This is a genomic window from Acinetobacter sp. CWB-B33 (assembly GCF_039655955.1).
GTDB lineage: Bacteria > Pseudomonadota > Gammaproteobacteria > Pseudomonadales > Moraxellaceae > Acinetobacter > Acinetobacter bouvetii.
This window is the reverse complement of sequence record NZ_JAGFEU010000001.1, coordinates 356,720-374,284: the sequence shown is the minus strand read 5'-3', so window position 1 is coordinate 374,284 and position 17,565 is coordinate 356,720. Positions and strand designations below refer to the sequence as shown.

Sequence of the window (17,565 nt, the reverse complement as noted above, 5' to 3'; positions counted from 1 at the left end):
GGAAAGCAAAGGCTTAACCTTGAGAGATCAATTCCGTTAAAGCAGATGCTGTTCCTTTTAGCGCTTTAACTTTTTCATTATTAAAATCAATTGGCAGATGCGCATCACTGCCCAATGCCGCAATGGAAAATTCAATTTCACCATGACGGTTAAACACTGGCACACACACCGCATTTACCCCAGCAAGCAAATCTCCAGAGACTGTCGCTGCGCCCTTGTCACAAATCGCGCGTTTCATCTCCTGAAACTCATCCCAATTGGCTGGATAGACCTGCTGACCCAAACTTTGGCGCTGCTGCCATTCCTTTTCCAGTAAAGGCCGCACAATGTCTTCTGCCATAAAAGCGGCAAAAGTGCGTCCGGTTGCTGAATTCAGCATCGGCATGACAGAACCGACCCGCGTAATCACCGACACGGGCTGATCAGGTTCAATCCACTGCACCACCAATGGCCCTTGTGACGTCCATTTGCTGATTTGCAAACCGCAGTTGATTTCACGGTGCAGCGCATGAATCATCGGCTGAGCCGCCTGAATCATATCTGTGCGCTGTATACAGCTCAGCCCTAAACGCCAGGCCTGATCACCAAGCGCATAGCGCCCGTCACCCAGCTGCTTGGCGTAATTCATCCGCACCAGACTCACCACATAGCGGTGAACCTTTGCCGGATGCATCGACAGCTTTTCAGAAAGTTCTTTCAGCATCATCGGCGTACGGTGCGCAATCAGTGCATCCAATACATTTAAGCCGACCTCTAAAGACTGCACCCCGCCTTGTGTTTTTTCTTCAGACATTCGTCTTTTAACTCTCAATTTAATGATCAGTATTTTACGCGAAGCAGTCTGATTAAAAAGCGCTAAACACAAAATTGGCCGCAATAAACTTTTAAGCAATGCTCCTGATCTGTTAATTTTAAAAACCCATAAATTACGCAATTCATAATCAATTTATATATTGCGTAATTTATTAAAATGAGTATGATGAGATTAATCGTAAAAATCAAGGCTTCTAAGACCTTAGGCGCAATTTTTTATAAAACATTTATATTTCAAAGTTTTATAAAAATATGATTTGCAAAATCATCAATTTGCGCAATGCCTGGAACCCCTGATGCTTATTTTTCTCAATGCAAACGTGTCAAACGCATGGATTGCTTTGCTCAGTCAAAAGGAATATAGAAATGACTCGCCCATTGAACTCATTTATAGACGTCGCCCAAAATTCAGATTTTCCAATTCAAAACCTGCCTTATGGCATTTTCAGCAACACTCAAGACGGCGTGCGCCGCGCAGGTACAGCCATCGGCGAATGGGTGCTGGACTTGGCGGCCCTCGAAGCGAATGGCTATTTGAAAATTCATGCTGGCGAAACTTACTTTGCGCAAAGCACATTGAACAAATTCATTGAATCCGGCAAAGCCAACTGGTCTAAAATCCGTGCTGAACTTCAGGAATTGCTGTCTGCAGACAATGCCGAACTGCGCGACAACCCAGCCCTGCGTGAGCAAGTGTTCTTTAAGCAGGCCGATGTCACTTTGCATCTGCCCGTGCACGTGCCTGGCTATACCGATTTTTATTCATCTAAAGAACATGCCACCAATGTCGGCTGCATGTTCCGCGACCCTAAAAATGCCCTGCTGCCGAACTGGTCAGAACTGCCTGTCGGCTATAACGGCCGCGCAAGCTCAGTGATAGTTAGCGGTACAGATATTGTCCGCCCTTCTGGCCAGATCAAACTGCCCAATGCCGACCGTCCGCAGTTTTCTGCCTGCCGCAAACTGGACTTTGAATTGGAAACCGGCTTTATTGTAGGCAAAGCCAACAATTTAGGCGAACCGATTGCCATTGAAAATGCATGGGATCATATCTTTGGCATGGTGCTGTTCAATGACTGGTCTGCACGTGACTTGCAGCAATGGGAATACGTGCCGCTCGGCCCGTTCAATGCCAAAACTTTTGCTTCATCAATCTCACCTTGGATTGTGACTTTGGAAGCGCTTGAACCTTTCAAAACCCATTCGCCAGTCCAAGAGCCGCAGCCGCTGGCTTACTTGCGCGAAGACCACAGCAGCAACAGCTACGACATCAACTTATCTGTCGAAATTCGAGCCGATGGCGCAGATCAGGCGGATGTGATTTCCGAAACCAACTTTAAATATATGTACTGGTCGATGGCGCAGCAGTTAACCCACCACACGATTGCCGGCTGCAATGTGCAAGTTGGCGATTTAATGGGCTCTGGCACCATTTCGGGTCCAACGCCAAATTCATATGGTTCACTGCTGGAAATTACTTGGAATGCCACCAAGCCTTTAACACTGTCGAATGGCGAAGAACGCAGCTTTATTCAAGATGGCGACACTCTCATTATGAAAGGCTTTTGTGAAAAAGGCGGTTTGCGCATTGGCTTTGGCGAAGTCACAGGCAAAGTGCGCCCTGCCGTTGCATTTCATTTTGCTGAACATGCTGCCGAAGAAGCATGCGCATGAAACTTTATAGTTATTTCCGCAGCTCCGCGGCTTACCGCGTGCGCATTGCGCTGAATCTAAAACAGCTGAATGCAGAGATGATTCCAGTGCATTTGCTGAATAACGGCGGTGAACAGCACAGCGAAGCTTACCGTGCAGTTAATCCAAGTGAATTGGTTCCTGCTTTGGTGGATGATGATTTCACCCTGACCCAGTCGCTCAGCATTTTGGAATATCTGGACGAAAAATTTCCAGCGCATAACATTCTGCCGCAAGACCTGCAGCAGCGTGCGCTTGCCCGTGCATTCAGCCTGAGCATTTCCTGCGACATTCATCCATTAAACAACCTGCGCGTACTGCAGTATTTAACCGGTGAATTGGGCTTAAGCAATGAACAGAAAAATGCATGGTATACGCATTGGGTCAAAGTGGGCTTTGATGCTTTAGAAGCACAGCTGGTTCATTCCAATGGGCGATTCTGTTTTGGCGACGACCCAACCATTGCTGACTGCTGCCTGATTCCGCAAGTGTATAACGCGCTGCGTTTCAATATTGATTTATCAGCTTACCCAAAAATTCAATCTATATATGCCCACTGCAATGCATTGGATGCATTCCAAAAGGCTGCGCCCGAAGCGCAGTCAGATGCGGCTTAACTGATCATTAAATAAGGACATTCAACATGACCATTCAAATTGAAAAAATTCACCACGTAGCGTACCGCTGTAAAGACGCGAAAGAGACGGTGGAATGGTACAAAAAGAACCTGAATATGGACTTTATTTTAGCTTTTGCTGAAGACCATGTGCCGTCAACCAAAGCCTTTGATCCCTATATGCATTTGTTTTTAGATGCAGGCAATGGCAATGTTCTCGCCTTCTTTGAGCTGCCAACGCAGCCAGAAATGGGCCGTGACGAAAACACCCCAAAATGGGTGCAGCATATTGCGCTGAAAGTCAAAGACCGCACTGCATTAATTGAAGCAAAAGCACATTTAGAAGAAAACGGCATTGATGTACTGGGCATTACCAATCACGGTATTTTCCATTCAATTTACTTCTTTGATCCCAACGGCCACCGTTTGGAACTGGCATATGACGATGAAAAAGCGCCTGAAAAAATTGCCATGATCACGGAAGACATGAAGCATGACATGCTGGAGCAATGGTCTAAGACCAAGCGCGCGCCTGATCATACGCACTTCCTGCATGCATCAGAGTTAGACAACAACTCAGCCGCTGCGAAAGTGGATGCTTAAACCAAAGCTCCCCCAGCACGATGATAAAAAAGCAGTTCAGGTTTGAACTGCTTTTTTAAATGAAATCAGCAAAAGCGTATGCGCAGTACAGCTATTTATTACGCAACTCAAATCAGCGGTACCAATGTAAGGACTGGATGTATCACAATATCGTTAGATGCTAGATCTGAATGCACATGGTATTTTTAATATTTAAAAAACACATAATGCTGAATAGCCAACATCTTAAAACTCCCGCAATCCGTATTTTTCAGCTTATAATTATTAATACAAACTATTAAATGAAATATCGACTCATTTTACTGTGTTTGTATTGAGTTCGGCTTGAACTTTAAGCAGATGAATGCCAATTTTATCAGCCTTCGCTATTATGAACCGTTATTGACTTCTTTTGATAAGGCCCACGGATGACACTCAAGCAGTTAAAAGCCTTTTTAGTCTTAGCGCGCGCATTAAATTATGCCAATGCCGCCAATGAATTGTGCCTAAGCCAATCCGCTTTGAGTTTAAGCATCAAGACCTTAGAGGAAGAACTGGGCGGCAAGCTCTTTAAACGCAATACCCGCCGAGTAGAAATGACTGCGGAAGGCCAATCACTCATTCCCTATGCAAAGAAATTATTAGCCAATTGGGAGGATATGGAAAAGGATGTCAAGCAGCGGTTCAAATTAAACCGTGGCACTTTAAACATTGCCTCCATGCCTTTTGCGACACACGCCATCCTGCCCGCCGTCATACAGAATTTCTCAAAGCGCTATCCCAATATTAATTTTTCCATTCATGACATCCCCAATGAGAAAATTATTGAAAAAGTGCAGGAAGGCATTTTTGAAATCGGCATTTGCTTTAATCCTCAAATGAGCGATCAACTCATATTTCAGCCTTTATTTAATGAAGATTTCTTAGCCTTGCTGCCAAAGGGCCATGCTTTAAGCCATCGGAAAAGCATCACTTGGCTGGAGCTGTGTTCTCAGCCCTTTGTCACGCTGCAAAGCCCTTCCATTATCCGCAAGGTCATCGAACAGCACTGCGCTTTGCACAATATTCACTTAGATTTAAAAGTTGAATGTCACCAGATCAGCTCCCTATCTCATTTCACCGCTTACGGCATGGGGGTCAGCGCCATTCCCCGCCATTTCAAAAATTTTATTAATTTAGAACAAAACGTATTAATTGAAATTGAAGACAATGATGTTCAGCTTCCTGTGGGCATCATTTATAAAAAAGATGATGAACTTTCAAATGTTTCCACACATTTTATAGAAACTGTTTTACAGCATGATTTTCATTGAGTCATGCTTTAAAGCATCTTCATCAATGAACCACAAAACCAATTAAATTATTCATAAAAAATTCTTCATTTTCAAAATCCGCTTGCCCTGCATGCTGGCTTCACACGGCTGCCTTGCGTTCATTAATGAGTTTTTCTGATCAGGCGTTAGAAAGATTCAATTTCTCAATTGTTAAGCGCAATGTTAAAAAATAATAAAGCAAAAAAGGAATTTGAGAATGAACAAACTGGCGGCAAGTGCAGAGCTTGCTTTAGCGGACATTGCGGCAGACAATCAAACATTTGCCGTTGGCGGTTTTGGTTTATGCGGCATCCCTGAAGCGCTGATCGATGCTTTAAAAAATACCGGCGTGACGGGCTTGACCTGTATTTCCAACAACGCGGGTGTAGATGATTTCGGCTTAGGCAAACTGCTGCACACCAAGCAAATCAAAAAAATGATTTCTTCTTATGTTGGCGAAAACAAAGAATTTGAACGCCAATATTTAAATGGCGAATTAGAAGTTGAACTCACCCCTCAAGGCACATTGGCCGAAAAACTGCGTGCTGGCGGCGCAGGAATTCCCGCATTCTTTACCCAAACTGGGGTTGGCACTTTAATTGCCGAAGGCAAGGAAGTCCGGGAATTTGACGGCAAAGAATACATTTTAGAACCCTCTCTTACGGCGGATGTCGCTTTAGTGAAAGCCTATAAGGCCGATAAAGCCGGCAATTTAGTGTTCCGCAAAACCGCGCGCAATTTTAACCCTGAGTGCGCCATGGCAGGCAGGCTTACCATCGCTGAAGTTGAAGAAGTGGTAGAGATTGGCGAGATTGATCCTGATGATATTCATCTGCCAGGCATTTATGTCAACCGCATTGTACTCAATACAGCGCCTGAAAAACGCATTGAACAATTAACCTTAAAGGCGGAGGCTTGATCATGGCTTGGACACGCAATGAAATGGCGCAGCGCGCAGCTTTAGAATTGGAAGATGGCTTCTATGTCAATTTAGGCATTGGCCTGCCGACCTTAGTTGCCAACTATATTCCCGACAATATCAACGTGTGGCTGCAGTCTGAAAATGGCCTGCTCGGCATTGATGAATTTCCAACGCAAGATACGGTAGATGCAGATTTAATTAATGCGGGCAAACAGACTGTTACTGCGCGTAAAGGCGCGGCGTTCTTTTCCAGTTCAGAGTCTTTCGCGATGATCCGCGGCGGCCATGTCAATATTGCGATTTTAGGCGCAATGGAAGTTTCTGAAACTGGCGACCTTGCCAACTGGATGATTCCGGGAAAAAAAGTCAAAGGCATGGGCGGCGCTATGGATTTGGTGGCTGGCGTGCAAAAAGTAGTGGTGCTGATGGAGCATAATGCCAAAGACGGCAGTCCCAAAATTGTGCCGCAATGCACCCTGCCGCTGACGGGTAAAGGTGTGGTAACCCGCATCATCTCGGATTTAGGCGTGATGGATATAACTGAAAAAGGGATTGCTTTAGTGGAATTGGCGAAAGATGTCACACTTGAGCAAATTAAAGCCGTGACAGGCGCGGCGCTGATCACCAATGCTTTAGATGCAGCCTGATGTGCAGCAAGGCCATCATAATTTTGCAGGGATGGAAGATTAAAGCTCATCAATGCCAGCAATTAAAAAAGTACCGCAATTGCGGTACTTTTTTTCATTGGTTCATTCTGCATTTAATACAGATACTGCAGAATCAGCTGAGCATAAACATTGCTGCTCGTACCTCCCGCTTGGCTGCCGCCATGATCGATATCTTTTTTCGGCTTGTACCAGCCAGCTAAAGGAATCGCATTGATATTTGCTGTTGGTGACCACACGGCAAAAGCATTGACTTCATGGCCATCTAAATTTTCAATCTCTTTTTTCATGCTCTCAAACTGATATGCCAGCAATCCTACATGCAAATTCTCTTTCATAGATGCCTGCAGTGACAGCTGATGAATCCGCGCATTGCTGCTGAATGGCCCGGCATAGTTGCCAGCGACTTCACCTTGAAACCATGTGCCAAAGCCTGCATCGATATTGCCGTAAAACAGCGGATCATAATTTTCTGAGAAAGATGAATAGCGGTAGCCTAAAACAGGCTGATACGGCAGCTGATCAAAGCTGTAATGTGCAGCGGCGTACCATGCATTTTCATTGTTATGCGTTTGATCTTGATGCACATATTCTCCGCTGAACGCCAGCTGCGCATTGACTTGCGCTTTCACCCGCAGCGAAATATCTTGCAGGTCATCACGCACAGACTCATGATACGGATCATCAAGATCGGTTACTTGCAGATAGGTCAATCCAGCAGATGCTTTGCCAAAGTCATATTCTGTATCTGCTGCCCATAACTTTGGTTGATATTGCGCTTTATTGTCTGACTCTAAATAATACACTTGAGTTTTCAGCTGTTCATTCAGCTGCAGCTTCATTTGCACAGCAAACTCAAAACTGCGGCGCGCCGCCAAATAGTAGCCGCCGCCGCGGTTCAGCTCACCATCTGCAATGCCTTTGCCCACATTCAGCGCATCGCCCGCCACAATAAAGCCATCGGCGATTTGAATATTTTGCCGTCCAGCCCGCAGATCAAAACTGGCGTCTTCCGCCAAACCATTGCGCCAGCCGGCTGTCCATTCTTCCAACGAAGTTCTTCGCTCTTTGCCCGTGGTCATGCCGCCCGCATCTCCATCACCAAAGGTACCGGAACTCAGGCCCATCACGCTGCCGTATAATGCGCCGCCATTATGCTGAACTTCAGCTTCAAAACCGTATTTGGCATAGGCTTCCTGCCAAGATACATCACCTGATGCATCCGGATTGTTATAGCTTTTATCACTGTAAAAAGCGCCTAAGGTCACATCTAAAACAGGTTTAATTTTTACATTCTCAGGAAAACTGGCCATGTCTGCCTGCACTGTGCCGCCGCTCAGTAGCAATGCCGCCGCACACATTGTCTTTCTCATTTGATTCCCCTTAAAACTTATTTTTCAATCTTCCAAAAAAAGAGGACCAGCTTCCTGCTGATCCTCCTGATGCATCCATCAGTGCTTGTGCTGTTCTTTTTCAGCGGCCTGCTTTTGATCTGCGCCATTGTTCAGGGTTGGCGTGCTGTCAAAGAAATTCCAAGGCTTCAGCATGGTATAGACCCATTCTGTCGGCATAATCGGCCATTCTTCAGCGCGCGCGACATGTGTTGTGCCCGTGGTCATCCACACCACCAAGTCTTTATTTTCAATATTGTCGTTATTGGCAACGAACTCGCCCAGTCCTGTATCTTTCACCGAACGGTTTGAATATTTGCCTTCAGGAAACTGTTCATTTTGATCACGCTTGGTGACCCAAATTTGCTTATCCATAAAGCTTAAACGCTTGAACAGCCATTCGTCAGGCGCAAAGTTCGCGCCTTTCGCGATTGGATGCGTACCGCCTGCAAACGGAATCATTTGATAAGACACCGGATTGCCCATGCGATTTTCTTTATTGGCATTGGAAATTAAGCGGATGGTTGATGGGTCAAATTTCTGCGCCGCTTCCTGTTCGGTTGCCACAGTGCGCTCTTTGACCTCCATTGCGCTGCTGCGCGGGCCGCCGCGGGTATTTTTAGCAACGACGGGATCCAGCTCCATAAAACTGTTATTGCCGCCATCGACATCCATATCCAAACGGAAGTTGTAAATATGCTGATGGGTTGTGCCGACAATATTATGGTCAATCAATGTACCGTAGCGGGTATCTTCTTTTGCTGTTGCATCATGCATAGTACGGGCTTTGACGCCTTTAACCGCTTCAATGCCTGTCGCGCCGGCGTTGATGCCGATAATGCCGTTATTATTGAAAACCCAGTCAAAGATATAGTCGTAGTTGCCCACGGTGCTGATCCAGCGCACCACCAATTCACGGCGTTCTGAACTGATATTGGGCTGGTTCATTTCCTGATGCTTAAACTCAGGGCCCGCATAGCGTTCAAAAATGGCAATGGCGTTTGGAATGACGCGCGGCTGCCCGGTGTAATCGGCAATAACGGCATCCAGCAATACTGCATTGTCTGGCGCATCAATGCCTTTTTCAATAGAAGACGTCAGCGTGCCCATGCCGTATTCGCCAGAATCCAAATAGGATTTGAAGTACCAGCCCATATCCGGATCACCATAAGGCACCACCATGCCACCAAGGTTCCCTTCATACATGACCTTACGCTTTTCGCCTTTATCTTTATAGGTGACAGTCGATACTTTTAAGCCCACACGGGAATCTAAACCGACATGGAAGCACCATGGCCCCCAATGCACCGTTTGGCCGGTAATGGAAAAGTTTTTGCCCTCAGGCTCAATTATATTCAGCGGCTTAAACTGTGATTTGTCATTTTTACTGGCAATCGAATTGGGTGACATCGGCACGGGAATAATCGCGCCCTCTTCAAGCTTTACAATTTTTTTCTGGTCTAGATCCACCACGGCCACCAGATTTTCAATCGGATGCGCCCAATAATTGCCGTCCCCCGTATCTAAATAGGAAACCACTTTCAGCACATTCAGCTCTTGCCCCAAACCGTCTTTACCGCCAAAAAAGCCCACCGTCAGCGGTGTCGTCACCACTTTAGAAACATCTTTAACACCGCGTTTTGCCAAGGCCTTTTTATAGTTCTTATCTTTGGTGATGATTTCCTGCACCGCGACCATATCGTCGTACAGCACCATGCCATGAGTGTTTTCCAAGACTTTCCATTGTGTCACGTTTTGCGTTTTCAGGTCGACCGCCCCTTCAATCACCGATTTGCCTTTAAGCAAAGTGAATTCCGCCACGCGGTCTTGCGTCAATTCTTTATGGTTAATGAAAGCATCCCAAACTTGGTCTTTTTCAGGATCTTTTAATTTGATCTCTGAAAAACGCATATTCGGATAAGCATATTCAGACTTGCTGATGGCTTCAAAAGTTTGTGAAATTTCCTGTGAGGTTAAACCGTTTAAAGGATGCGCTGCAGACTCCACTTTAAAGGTTTGATCTAAGCCTGATTGAAAAATTTCTGATGCAAATTCTTTACTGACTTCGGCCTTGCCATTTTTGACCAGCAAAGGCACGCTGACTTTCAGCGGCTTGCCATTGACTAAAACGGTATCTGAATTGGGCTTAGCCTGTACCACCAAAGAGCCTTTTGAAATGGTATAGGTATTGGTGAAGTCATCTTTTTTTACATCAGCGCCAAAATCGCTCATGTTCTGATACAGCGGCACCATGTCTGCAGCCTGCCCATGCGCCAAAGCCTGCTGATTCACGCCAATTAAGGCCGCTGCAACCGTTAAATTCAAACCGGCCCATTTTTTTAAGGACTGTGTAATTCGATTATATTTCATTCCCAAAATCCATAATTAATAAAACACTATGGATTTAAAATAGAGGATTTAATATTATAAAAAATCCACCTTAAGGATGATTTTATCTTAAAAATTTACAGATTAATTCCTGACGGTTTTTGACATTTATTTTTTGATAAATATGCTGAACATGTGTTTTAACTGTTGCCAGGCTACAGTTTAAATTTAATGAAATTTCGCTATTATTAATGCCGTTCATTAACTGTTCTAAAACCGCAATTTCTTTTTTGGTTAAACTGTATGAAGCAGACATATCCGCTTTATCGATGGTATCAGTATGATGGTAAAAATACTTTTTAGACAGCTGATAAAAAGACTCTAAAACTCTCTGATCCTGCACGGTAAAAGGCACCTTTTCATTTTCGCGCACAATGCTAAGCCCCAGTATAGGATCGCCATTTCTTTTGCGGAAAAAAATTTCTGCGGTATCCTGTATTTTCCAGCGCGCCATAAAGTCTGCATAGCTTTCATCACACTGATGATGACTGAGCAATTCCACATTATTACTTTTATTGTTATAAAACCGGGTAAATGACACAGGATCATTTTCAACTTTATGATTTAAATACTCATCCAAAGAGTTTTTAGGTATGTTGAATGCATGATAACCATAAGCCCGATCAATATGATCAATCGAATATACTAAATATCCATCAATATTAATTATCCGCTGCACCTGCTCTATAAAGTTTTGACTGAATTCTGTTAAAAACTGATGATTAAGCATAATTTCCACCTATCCTTACCGGAAATTTAATAAGCAATATATAAGCCAAGAGAGCCTCCTACATCCTGTAAGAGGCGCTTATTTTCAGCCGCTGATATGCACTGCCTGCTTATGGGTAAATAAAAGCAAGCCTTCCAAGCCAAAAGAATACCCTAAACCCGATAATTTCCAGCCGCCAAACGGCGCCGCAGGCGATAAATCAGAGTGGCTGTTAATCCATACCGTCCCCGTTTCCATTTGGCTGGCAATCTGCTCCGCTTTGGCCAAATCCGTGCTCCAAATTGAACCGCCTAAGCCAAACTGCGTATTATTGCTGCGCTCCAGCACTTCATCAACGGCATTAAATTTAATAATCGGCAGCACCGGGCCAAACTGCTCCTCATCCACTAAAGCAATGCCTTCCTGCACATTGGCAATTAATGCAGGCGCAATAAAATATCCATGATCCGGCAGCGCTTTTGACGCCGTCAAAACCTGACCGCCCCGCGCTACGGCATCTGCAATCAGCGCATTGACTTTGTCATACTGCATTTTATTCTGTACTGGGCCAAAGGTCACTTCAGGATTCGCGCCATCGCCAATCACTTGCGCATTTGCAATCTGCACCAGCTTTTCAGTCAAAGCCTCATAAACACTTTCATGCACATACAGCCGCTTCAGCGCTGCACAGGTTTGCCCCGCATTTAAAAAGGCAGAGGCAAAAATGCCTTGCGCAGCACGTTCCACATCAGCATCCGCCAAAACAATGCCGGCATCATTGCCGCCCAATTCCAGCACCACGCTTTTCAGCGAGCTGACCGAATGGCTTAAAATGCTCTGTCCGGTACGTGTTGAGCCTGTAAAGGTCACTTTCGCAACATCAGCATGCTCCGTCAGGGCCTGCCCAATCTCACCTTTGCCTAAAACAATGCTGCACACGCCAGCAGGCACATGGCGGTTAATAATTTCCACCAGCTTGATGGTGCTGAGCGGCGTATATTCTGATGGCTTGTTGATGACGCAGTTTTTAGTTTTAAGCGCAGGAAAGATATGCCACACTGCAATCATGAACGGCCAATTCCACGGCGTCACAGAAGCAACCACCCCCAATGGGCGGTTATAGACTTTAATGGTTTTACCGTTGGGTTCCTGTATGGTTTCTACGGGAATGTTCAAACCTGAAAGATAGTCAATCCAGCTGGCGCCAGCGTCCACTTCAAACTGCGCCATGCCAATGGTTTTGCCTTGCTCCAAGGTAATCAGCTGTGCTATTTCATCTTTTTCCGCACGGATATCAGCCGCGATTTTTGCAAAAGCCTGTTTAACCGCATCATCTGATACATTTTTCCAAGCTTTAAATGCCTGCAATGCAGTGTGAGCTGCATCATTGACCTGTCCCGCTGAAGCGCTGGCCACTTCTGCAATAACGCTTTCATTGGCTGGGTTGATGACTGCAAAGCTTAATCCCTGCCCCTGAATCTGCTGTCCGTTGATGATTAAATCTGTATGCATCGCTCTTCCTTGTTTATGGTCTGACAATACCTAGCATTCTAGCGATGTCGATCTGCACCGAAGTCATCCCAAAGGATGATTTTTCCAACTTCTCTGCCTTTTTTCAGTTCCATCCATTGACTTGAAAATAAGCGTACTATTAAATTTTTAATATTTATTTCAATTACATAAAGAATTAAAAATAGTTAACATATTTAATAATTCATAACTATACTGAATCTGATGCTAAATCACAAACTTTCCATCCAGATCAAATAAAAACCGCCATCATCGACGGCGGTTTTTTATTGGACACTGCAAGCCCTCAAATGAATAAGCTGAATTGGCTTGGCGTTAAATCCGGCTGATTTTTAGCTGCTCCCGATACGGCTTATTGCTGTTGAGCGGCATCATTCTGCTGTTTATTTTTCAGATTTTCATCTGGTGCAGGTTCAGACTGCTCTTGCGCTGCTTTTGCCCGTTCCGCCGCTTCACGCGCTTCTATGCGTTTCAGCATTTCAGCCTTTTGCTGTGCATATTTTTCTTGATTTTTGGCGTCACTGTTCACAGCTAAAATAGCCATAGTGACGAGAAAAATTGGAATCAGCAAACCCAGCGCCATCAAAATAATGGCTTTTTTCTTACTGGTTTTCGCTGCATTTGACTGTGGCTGCTGCATACCCATTTACCTGCTATATCACTGCATTTAAAGTTCCGAACGCTAATATAACAAATCCATCTGAAATTGCGCGTCATTGAATAGATGCTTTCACCATTTTACATCCGCATAAAAAGCCGGCATAGGCTGCCGGCTTGGATAAAATAGGCTCCAAAATTTGCCTAAACGTGTTAAACACTCAGCTGAATCTGCGCCAGCACCTGTTTTAAAACTGCTGCATAGTCATAAGCGTCATGGGGCTTATCTACCATGCGCCACGCGACATAACCATCTGGACGCACCAGCACCGCGCCTGCTTCATGCACTTCCGATTTGGCATTCCATGCGCCATACACATCACGGAATTGGCGCGAACCAATTTGAACCACGTCTAAATAAGGCAATGCCAATGCTTCAGCAGCCGCTTTCCAGCCAGTGCCTGAAAGGCCTGTCATTAGGGTAAAGCGGCCTTTGCCGCTAATATCCAAAGTCGAACGCTTTTGCCCTTTGGCATCCACCAGCCAAGCATGCGGCACTTTCGCGCCTGGGCGCGTAGTCGCTTGCAGATGCAATTGCGGGTCTTGCAGAAAGACTTCTTCATCCGATTCTGCAACCACAGCATTAGATGCATAGCGCTGGTTCAGTTCTGTGCCCTGCGCATTAAACTCATAATGTTTAATCTCCAGCGCTTTAAATAATTGCTCACGGATTTTTGCCGCATCCTCTGTTTCTGCAAAAATCCGATCCAGCATTTGCGCCTGCGTGGTTACACCCTGATCAAAACCAAATACATCTTTTAAATGCCTGTAGTCAAAACGGGATTGGTTGGCACGTGCAACAATCTGCTTGCCGACTGGCGCCCGTTCTGCAGTATAGGATGCCAGCAGACTTGGCTGCGCCCAGCCTTTCACCGCATAAGCCAGTTTCCACGCCAAATTAAAAGCATCCTGCATGCAAGTATTCGAGCCTAAGCCACTGGATGGCGGATGACGGTGCACGGCATCACCGCCGCAGAATACGCGGCCGACGGAGTAATTGGCTGCCCAAGTCTGATTGACATACCAGTAAGACACCTTCTGAATTTCAACATCTTCAACTTCAGTTCCCACAAAGGCATTTAAACGCGCACGCACCTGCGCTTCTGTCACCTGCGGTTCGCCCTGCTCAATGTCAAAGCCCCAGCCCATAATCCATTCATCCCACGGACTGATGGCGCGGAGCAATCCCATGCCGATATCCCCAAAGCCGGCTTCAGGATTCACAATCCACTGTAAAATAGCGGGACGGTGCTGCACATATTGCGACAGATCCGCTTTAAACGTCACATATACTGTACCCGCACGCGACATCACCCCTTCCAAAGGCAAATTCAGCTGCTCAACGATTTTTGAACGCGCGCCATCCATACCCACCAAATATTTGGCGCGCAGGCTAAATTCCTGGCCTGTAATCTGGTTGATAAAAGCTGCCGTTACACCATCGTCATCTTGGGTATGCGACAAATACTCGGTATTAAAATGATAAATCGCGCCGCGCTCACCGGCATTCTTTACCAGCAATGCTTCCATTTTCGGCTGAATCAAATCGACCAAAGGGCATGGACTGCCCTGCACATAATCGCCATGGCGTTCATCGCCTGTTCCCCACGCGCTCATGCGGGCAATTTCTTCGCCAACAAGGCTGGTGGTGATCAAGCTTTCCCCCATCTCTTGCCACGGCGTCGCAATGCCTTTGACTTGTTCTTCTACACCTAAATCGCGCAGCACTTCCATCGCGCGCTGATTGGTAATATGGGCGCGCGGGCTATTGGCGAGCCAATTAAATTGCGTAAAGAGCTGCACTTTAATGCCATAGTTCGCCAAAGCCAAACCTAAAGTAGAGCCGGCAGGCCCAGTCCCCACAATTAAAACGTCCGTATCGTATTGCTTCGGCATATCAAGCTCCGCATTTGAATTACTGTATAGCTTTGGCCTGCAGGCCAAAAGCGCTGCTAAGCAGTTTAAAAAAGTTTGAAGCTGCGCCCCACACCCAGACCTCTAAACGATAGTTGCATATTTTTTTTGTCTGCTTGAATGCATACTCATTTGAATTTGAAGCCGCGTTTGGCTGCAGGTTTTTTTTAATTTTTCAACGGTCATACGCTATGGAATTGCGCCATTTAAAATATTTTGCAGCAGTTGCAGAACACGGCAGTTTTACCAAAGCAGCAGAACAGCTGTTTACCGCTCAGCCGTCTCTGAGTCAGCAAATTAAGGATTTGGAAGCAGAGGTTGGCGTACAGCTGATCGACCGCTCCAGCAAGCAAATCAAATTGACCGATGAAGGGCGGGCTTTTTTAAAGCATGCTTTAAATGCGATTGAAAGCGCCAATTTAGCCGCGGCTGCAGCGCAGCAGGTAGCGCATCAAAAGAAAAATCAAATTCATATCGGTTTTTTAAATGTGGCAGAATTAAAAATCATGCCGCTGATTTTAGAAAAGCTGAAAAAGCAGCTTCCCAATATCAGTATTCATATTCAAAGCCTGACCTGTCTGGAGCAGATTCATAAACTGAAAAAATCTGAGCTGGACATCAGCTTTACCCGTTTTGCACTGCAACATGACGACTATGACAATATTCAGCTGATGACCGAGAAAATCTATTTAGTGGCGTCTAAAAAACTGCACAGCAGCGGCCATACGGTAACGCGCAATTATTTAAGCAAACAGAACATCATTATGTGCGAGCAAAACGCGTCCCCAGTATTTTATGAAAATATTCATCAAGTCATTGCGCTGGAACAGCTGCCGCAGCGGCAGATGCATTGGGTCACCAATGTGCTGCAGCACATCAATCTGATTAATATGGGCATGGGCTACAGCTTTGCGCCAGAATACCTGCTGAAGTTTTTAAGTGAGGATGTGCAGACCGTCGCAACCGATTTTGAAATCACGCCGCTGCATCTGTATGCCAGTTTCAGAAAAAATTCCAGCCATCAGGCCTTGCAGATGATTTGCCGGGAATTAAAAGCCGCAGCAATACACTAAAAATCATACAAGGAGCCAATGCTCCTTGTATGATGGCAATCCCCTGCTTAATTAGCAGTCATCAAGTCATGAATCTCATCCGCCAATGCCGGGATATTATTAGAAAAGACCGTTGAATGGGTTTCACCCGCGAAAGGCTCCAGCCGGACACTTGTACCCAATCCATCCATATTGACCGCCAAAGCCGTCGTAATATCCACTGGAACCGTCGTATCCGCCTCGCCCTGATAAATCACGACAGGCTTATCTAATTTGACCATTCCCGGTGTATTATCATCCAGATATTGCCCAATATCCGGATCAGTTAAGAAATTTGGCTGCAAAGCCGTATAGGTAAAAAATTTGCTGTAATCTGTCCCCATATATTGCTGTATGTCTGCGGCGAATTTTATCCCCAGTTCTGGTGAACAAATGCTTTCCGCCAATGCAGCAATAGGAGCTTTTGCCGGCAGGAATGACTGCGCGTATTGAAATGCTGGCGTTTCAGCTTTAATGCCTGAACTGACAATGGCCGCATAAGCATAGGCTGTCGCTGCAATGCCAATGGCCTGGCCAAATGCGGCGGCATCCCCCGCGCTTAAAGCTGCTGTAGCTTTGTTTTGCGCCGTATTTAGATCTTCATCCAGTGTTTCTGCTAAATAAGAAGCAGGCGCAATCGCTACAGTGCCTTTAAAATTATAGCCCAGCAGCGCTTGCTGGTACTGAGCCGCCGCCAAGGCCGCATGACCGCCCTGAGACCAGCCAATCACACTCCAGTTTTTAGATAAATTTCCATACTGATCATGCGCAGCTTTGACCGCTGACAGAATAGATGTTGCAGCGCTTTCCAGATTCAAATAAGGGTGCGGAACTGCAGTATTGCCCAAGCCTTCATAATCAGGGGCAACAACAGCATACCCTTTAGCCAGTAGAGCTTTCACTAAGGCCTTTTCAGAACCAGCTAAAACATTCTGAGATGGAGCGCATCGGTCAGCAGCGCCTGTTGTGCCATGCGCCCAAACCACAACAGGCCAGCCACCTGAGGGTGCAGCGCCAGCAGGAATAAAAATTAAGGTTGTTGCATTAATCTCCTTGCCTGCAACACTTTGCATTTTATAAGTCAAAATTTCATGTTTTGCCGCCAGTGCAGACACATCAGGATCTACGGCATAAGCGCTTATATTAGAAGACCATATATTCCAGTCCTCGTCATCTCCACTGCCGCACGCCGTTAAAAATAAGGCTGAAGAATATGCAGCCGCCAACAAACTTTGTTTAAGCATCTGATTCATTTTTCATGTCCCTTTATTGTTATTCGCCG

Annotated in this window: 15 protein-coding genes; 7 read left to right on the top strand and 8 right to left on the bottom strand. The window is 45.6% G+C overall.

From position 1 onward, the window contains the following. Positions 1 to 13: 13 nt before the first annotated feature. Entirely contained in the window at positions 14 to 793 is a 780-nt protein-coding gene (locus JZ784_RS01795; protein WP_346313580.1) for an IclR family transcriptional regulator, read from the bottom strand. Between the two features lie 386 nt (positions 794 to 1,179). Here JZ784_RS01795 and fahA point away from each other — a divergent pair, with 386 nt between their 5' ends. The 6 genes from fahA to JZ784_RS01765 all read left to right on the top strand — a co-directional run bounded on the left by fahA (position 1,180) and on the right by JZ784_RS01765 (position 6,585). Then, on the top strand, positions 1,180 to 2,487 hold the full coding sequence (gene fahA, locus JZ784_RS01790; RefSeq protein ID WP_346313579.1) for a fumarylacetoacetase: 1,308 nt from the start codon (positions 1,180 to 1,182) through the stop codon (positions 2,485 to 2,487). After that, positions 2,484 to 3,122: a maleylacetoacetate isomerase gene (maiA, locus tag JZ784_RS01785; protein WP_346313578.1), complete on the top strand. Its 639-nt coding sequence runs from the start codon at positions 2,484 to 2,486 to the stop codon at positions 3,120 to 3,122. The genes fahA and maiA overlap by 4 nt, the downstream gene beginning before the upstream one ends. Positions 3,123 to 3,148: 26 nt before the next feature. Continuing rightward, on the top strand, positions 3,149 to 3,724 hold the full coding sequence (locus tag JZ784_RS01780; protein WP_005011245.1) for a VOC family protein: 576 nt from the start codon (positions 3,149 to 3,151) through the stop codon (positions 3,722 to 3,724). Between the two features lie 407 nt (positions 3,725 to 4,131). Next, positions 4,132 to 5,016, top strand: a complete 885-nt coding sequence (locus JZ784_RS01775) for a LysR family transcriptional regulator (protein ID WP_346313577.1) — start codon at positions 4,132 to 4,134, stop codon at positions 5,014 to 5,016. 217 nt (positions 5,017 to 5,233) lie between these two features. Next, positions 5,234 to 5,935, top strand: a complete 702-nt coding sequence (locus tag JZ784_RS01770) for a CoA transferase subunit A (RefSeq protein WP_131277027.1) — start codon at positions 5,234 to 5,236, stop codon at positions 5,933 to 5,935. Between the two features lie 2 nt (positions 5,936 to 5,937). Then, entirely contained in the window at positions 5,938 to 6,585 is a 648-nt protein-coding gene (locus tag JZ784_RS01765) for a CoA transferase subunit B (RefSeq protein WP_346313576.1), read from the top strand. Between the two features lie 113 nt (positions 6,586 to 6,698). Here the strand turns inward: JZ784_RS01765 and JZ784_RS01760 are convergent, their stop codons facing one another. From JZ784_RS01760 to JZ784_RS01735, 6 genes are all read right to left on the bottom strand, one after another. Beyond that, positions 6,699 to 7,976: a hypothetical protein gene (locus JZ784_RS01760; protein ID WP_346313575.1), complete on the bottom strand. Its 1,278-nt coding sequence runs from the start codon at positions 7,974 to 7,976 to the stop codon at positions 6,699 to 6,701. Positions 7,977 to 8,054: 78 nt separating this feature from the next. Beyond that, entirely contained in the window at positions 8,055 to 10,364 is a 2,310-nt protein-coding gene (tynA, locus tag JZ784_RS01755) for a primary-amine oxidase (protein WP_346313574.1), read from the bottom strand. 82 nt (positions 10,365 to 10,446) lie between these two features. Then, complete coding sequence (locus JZ784_RS01750) at positions 10,447 to 11,112, bottom strand: helix-turn-helix transcriptional regulator (protein ID WP_346314239.1); 666 nt, start codon at positions 11,110 to 11,112, stop codon at positions 10,447 to 10,449. A gap of 84 nt (positions 11,113 to 11,196) precedes the next feature. Then, positions 11,197 to 12,603: an aldehyde dehydrogenase family protein gene (locus JZ784_RS01745; protein WP_346313573.1), complete on the bottom strand. Its 1,407-nt coding sequence runs from the start codon at positions 12,601 to 12,603 to the stop codon at positions 11,197 to 11,199. A 370-nt stretch (positions 12,604 to 12,973) separates the two neighbouring features. After that, positions 12,974 to 13,267 (bottom strand): hypothetical protein, encoded by a 294-nt coding sequence (locus tag JZ784_RS01740; RefSeq protein ID WP_346313572.1) that lies wholly within the window; start codon positions 13,265 to 13,267, stop codon positions 12,974 to 12,976. Between the two features lie 164 nt (positions 13,268 to 13,431). Beyond that, entirely contained in the window at positions 13,432 to 15,174 is a 1,743-nt protein-coding gene (locus tag JZ784_RS01735; protein WP_346313571.1) for an FAD-dependent monooxygenase, read from the bottom strand. A 209-nt stretch (positions 15,175 to 15,383) separates the two neighbouring features. Between JZ784_RS01735 and JZ784_RS01730 the strand changes: the two genes are divergently transcribed. Continuing rightward, complete coding sequence (locus JZ784_RS01730) at positions 15,384 to 16,265, top strand: LysR family transcriptional regulator (RefSeq protein WP_346313570.1); 882 nt, start codon at positions 15,384 to 15,386, stop codon at positions 16,263 to 16,265. A 47-nt stretch (positions 16,266 to 16,312) separates the two neighbouring features. Here JZ784_RS01730 and JZ784_RS01725 read toward each other — a convergent pair whose 3' ends face one another. After that, positions 16,313 to 17,536 (bottom strand): alpha/beta fold hydrolase, encoded by a 1,224-nt coding sequence (locus JZ784_RS01725; RefSeq protein WP_346313569.1) that lies wholly within the window; start codon positions 17,534 to 17,536, stop codon positions 16,313 to 16,315. Positions 17,537 to 17,565 lie beyond the last annotated feature (29 nt).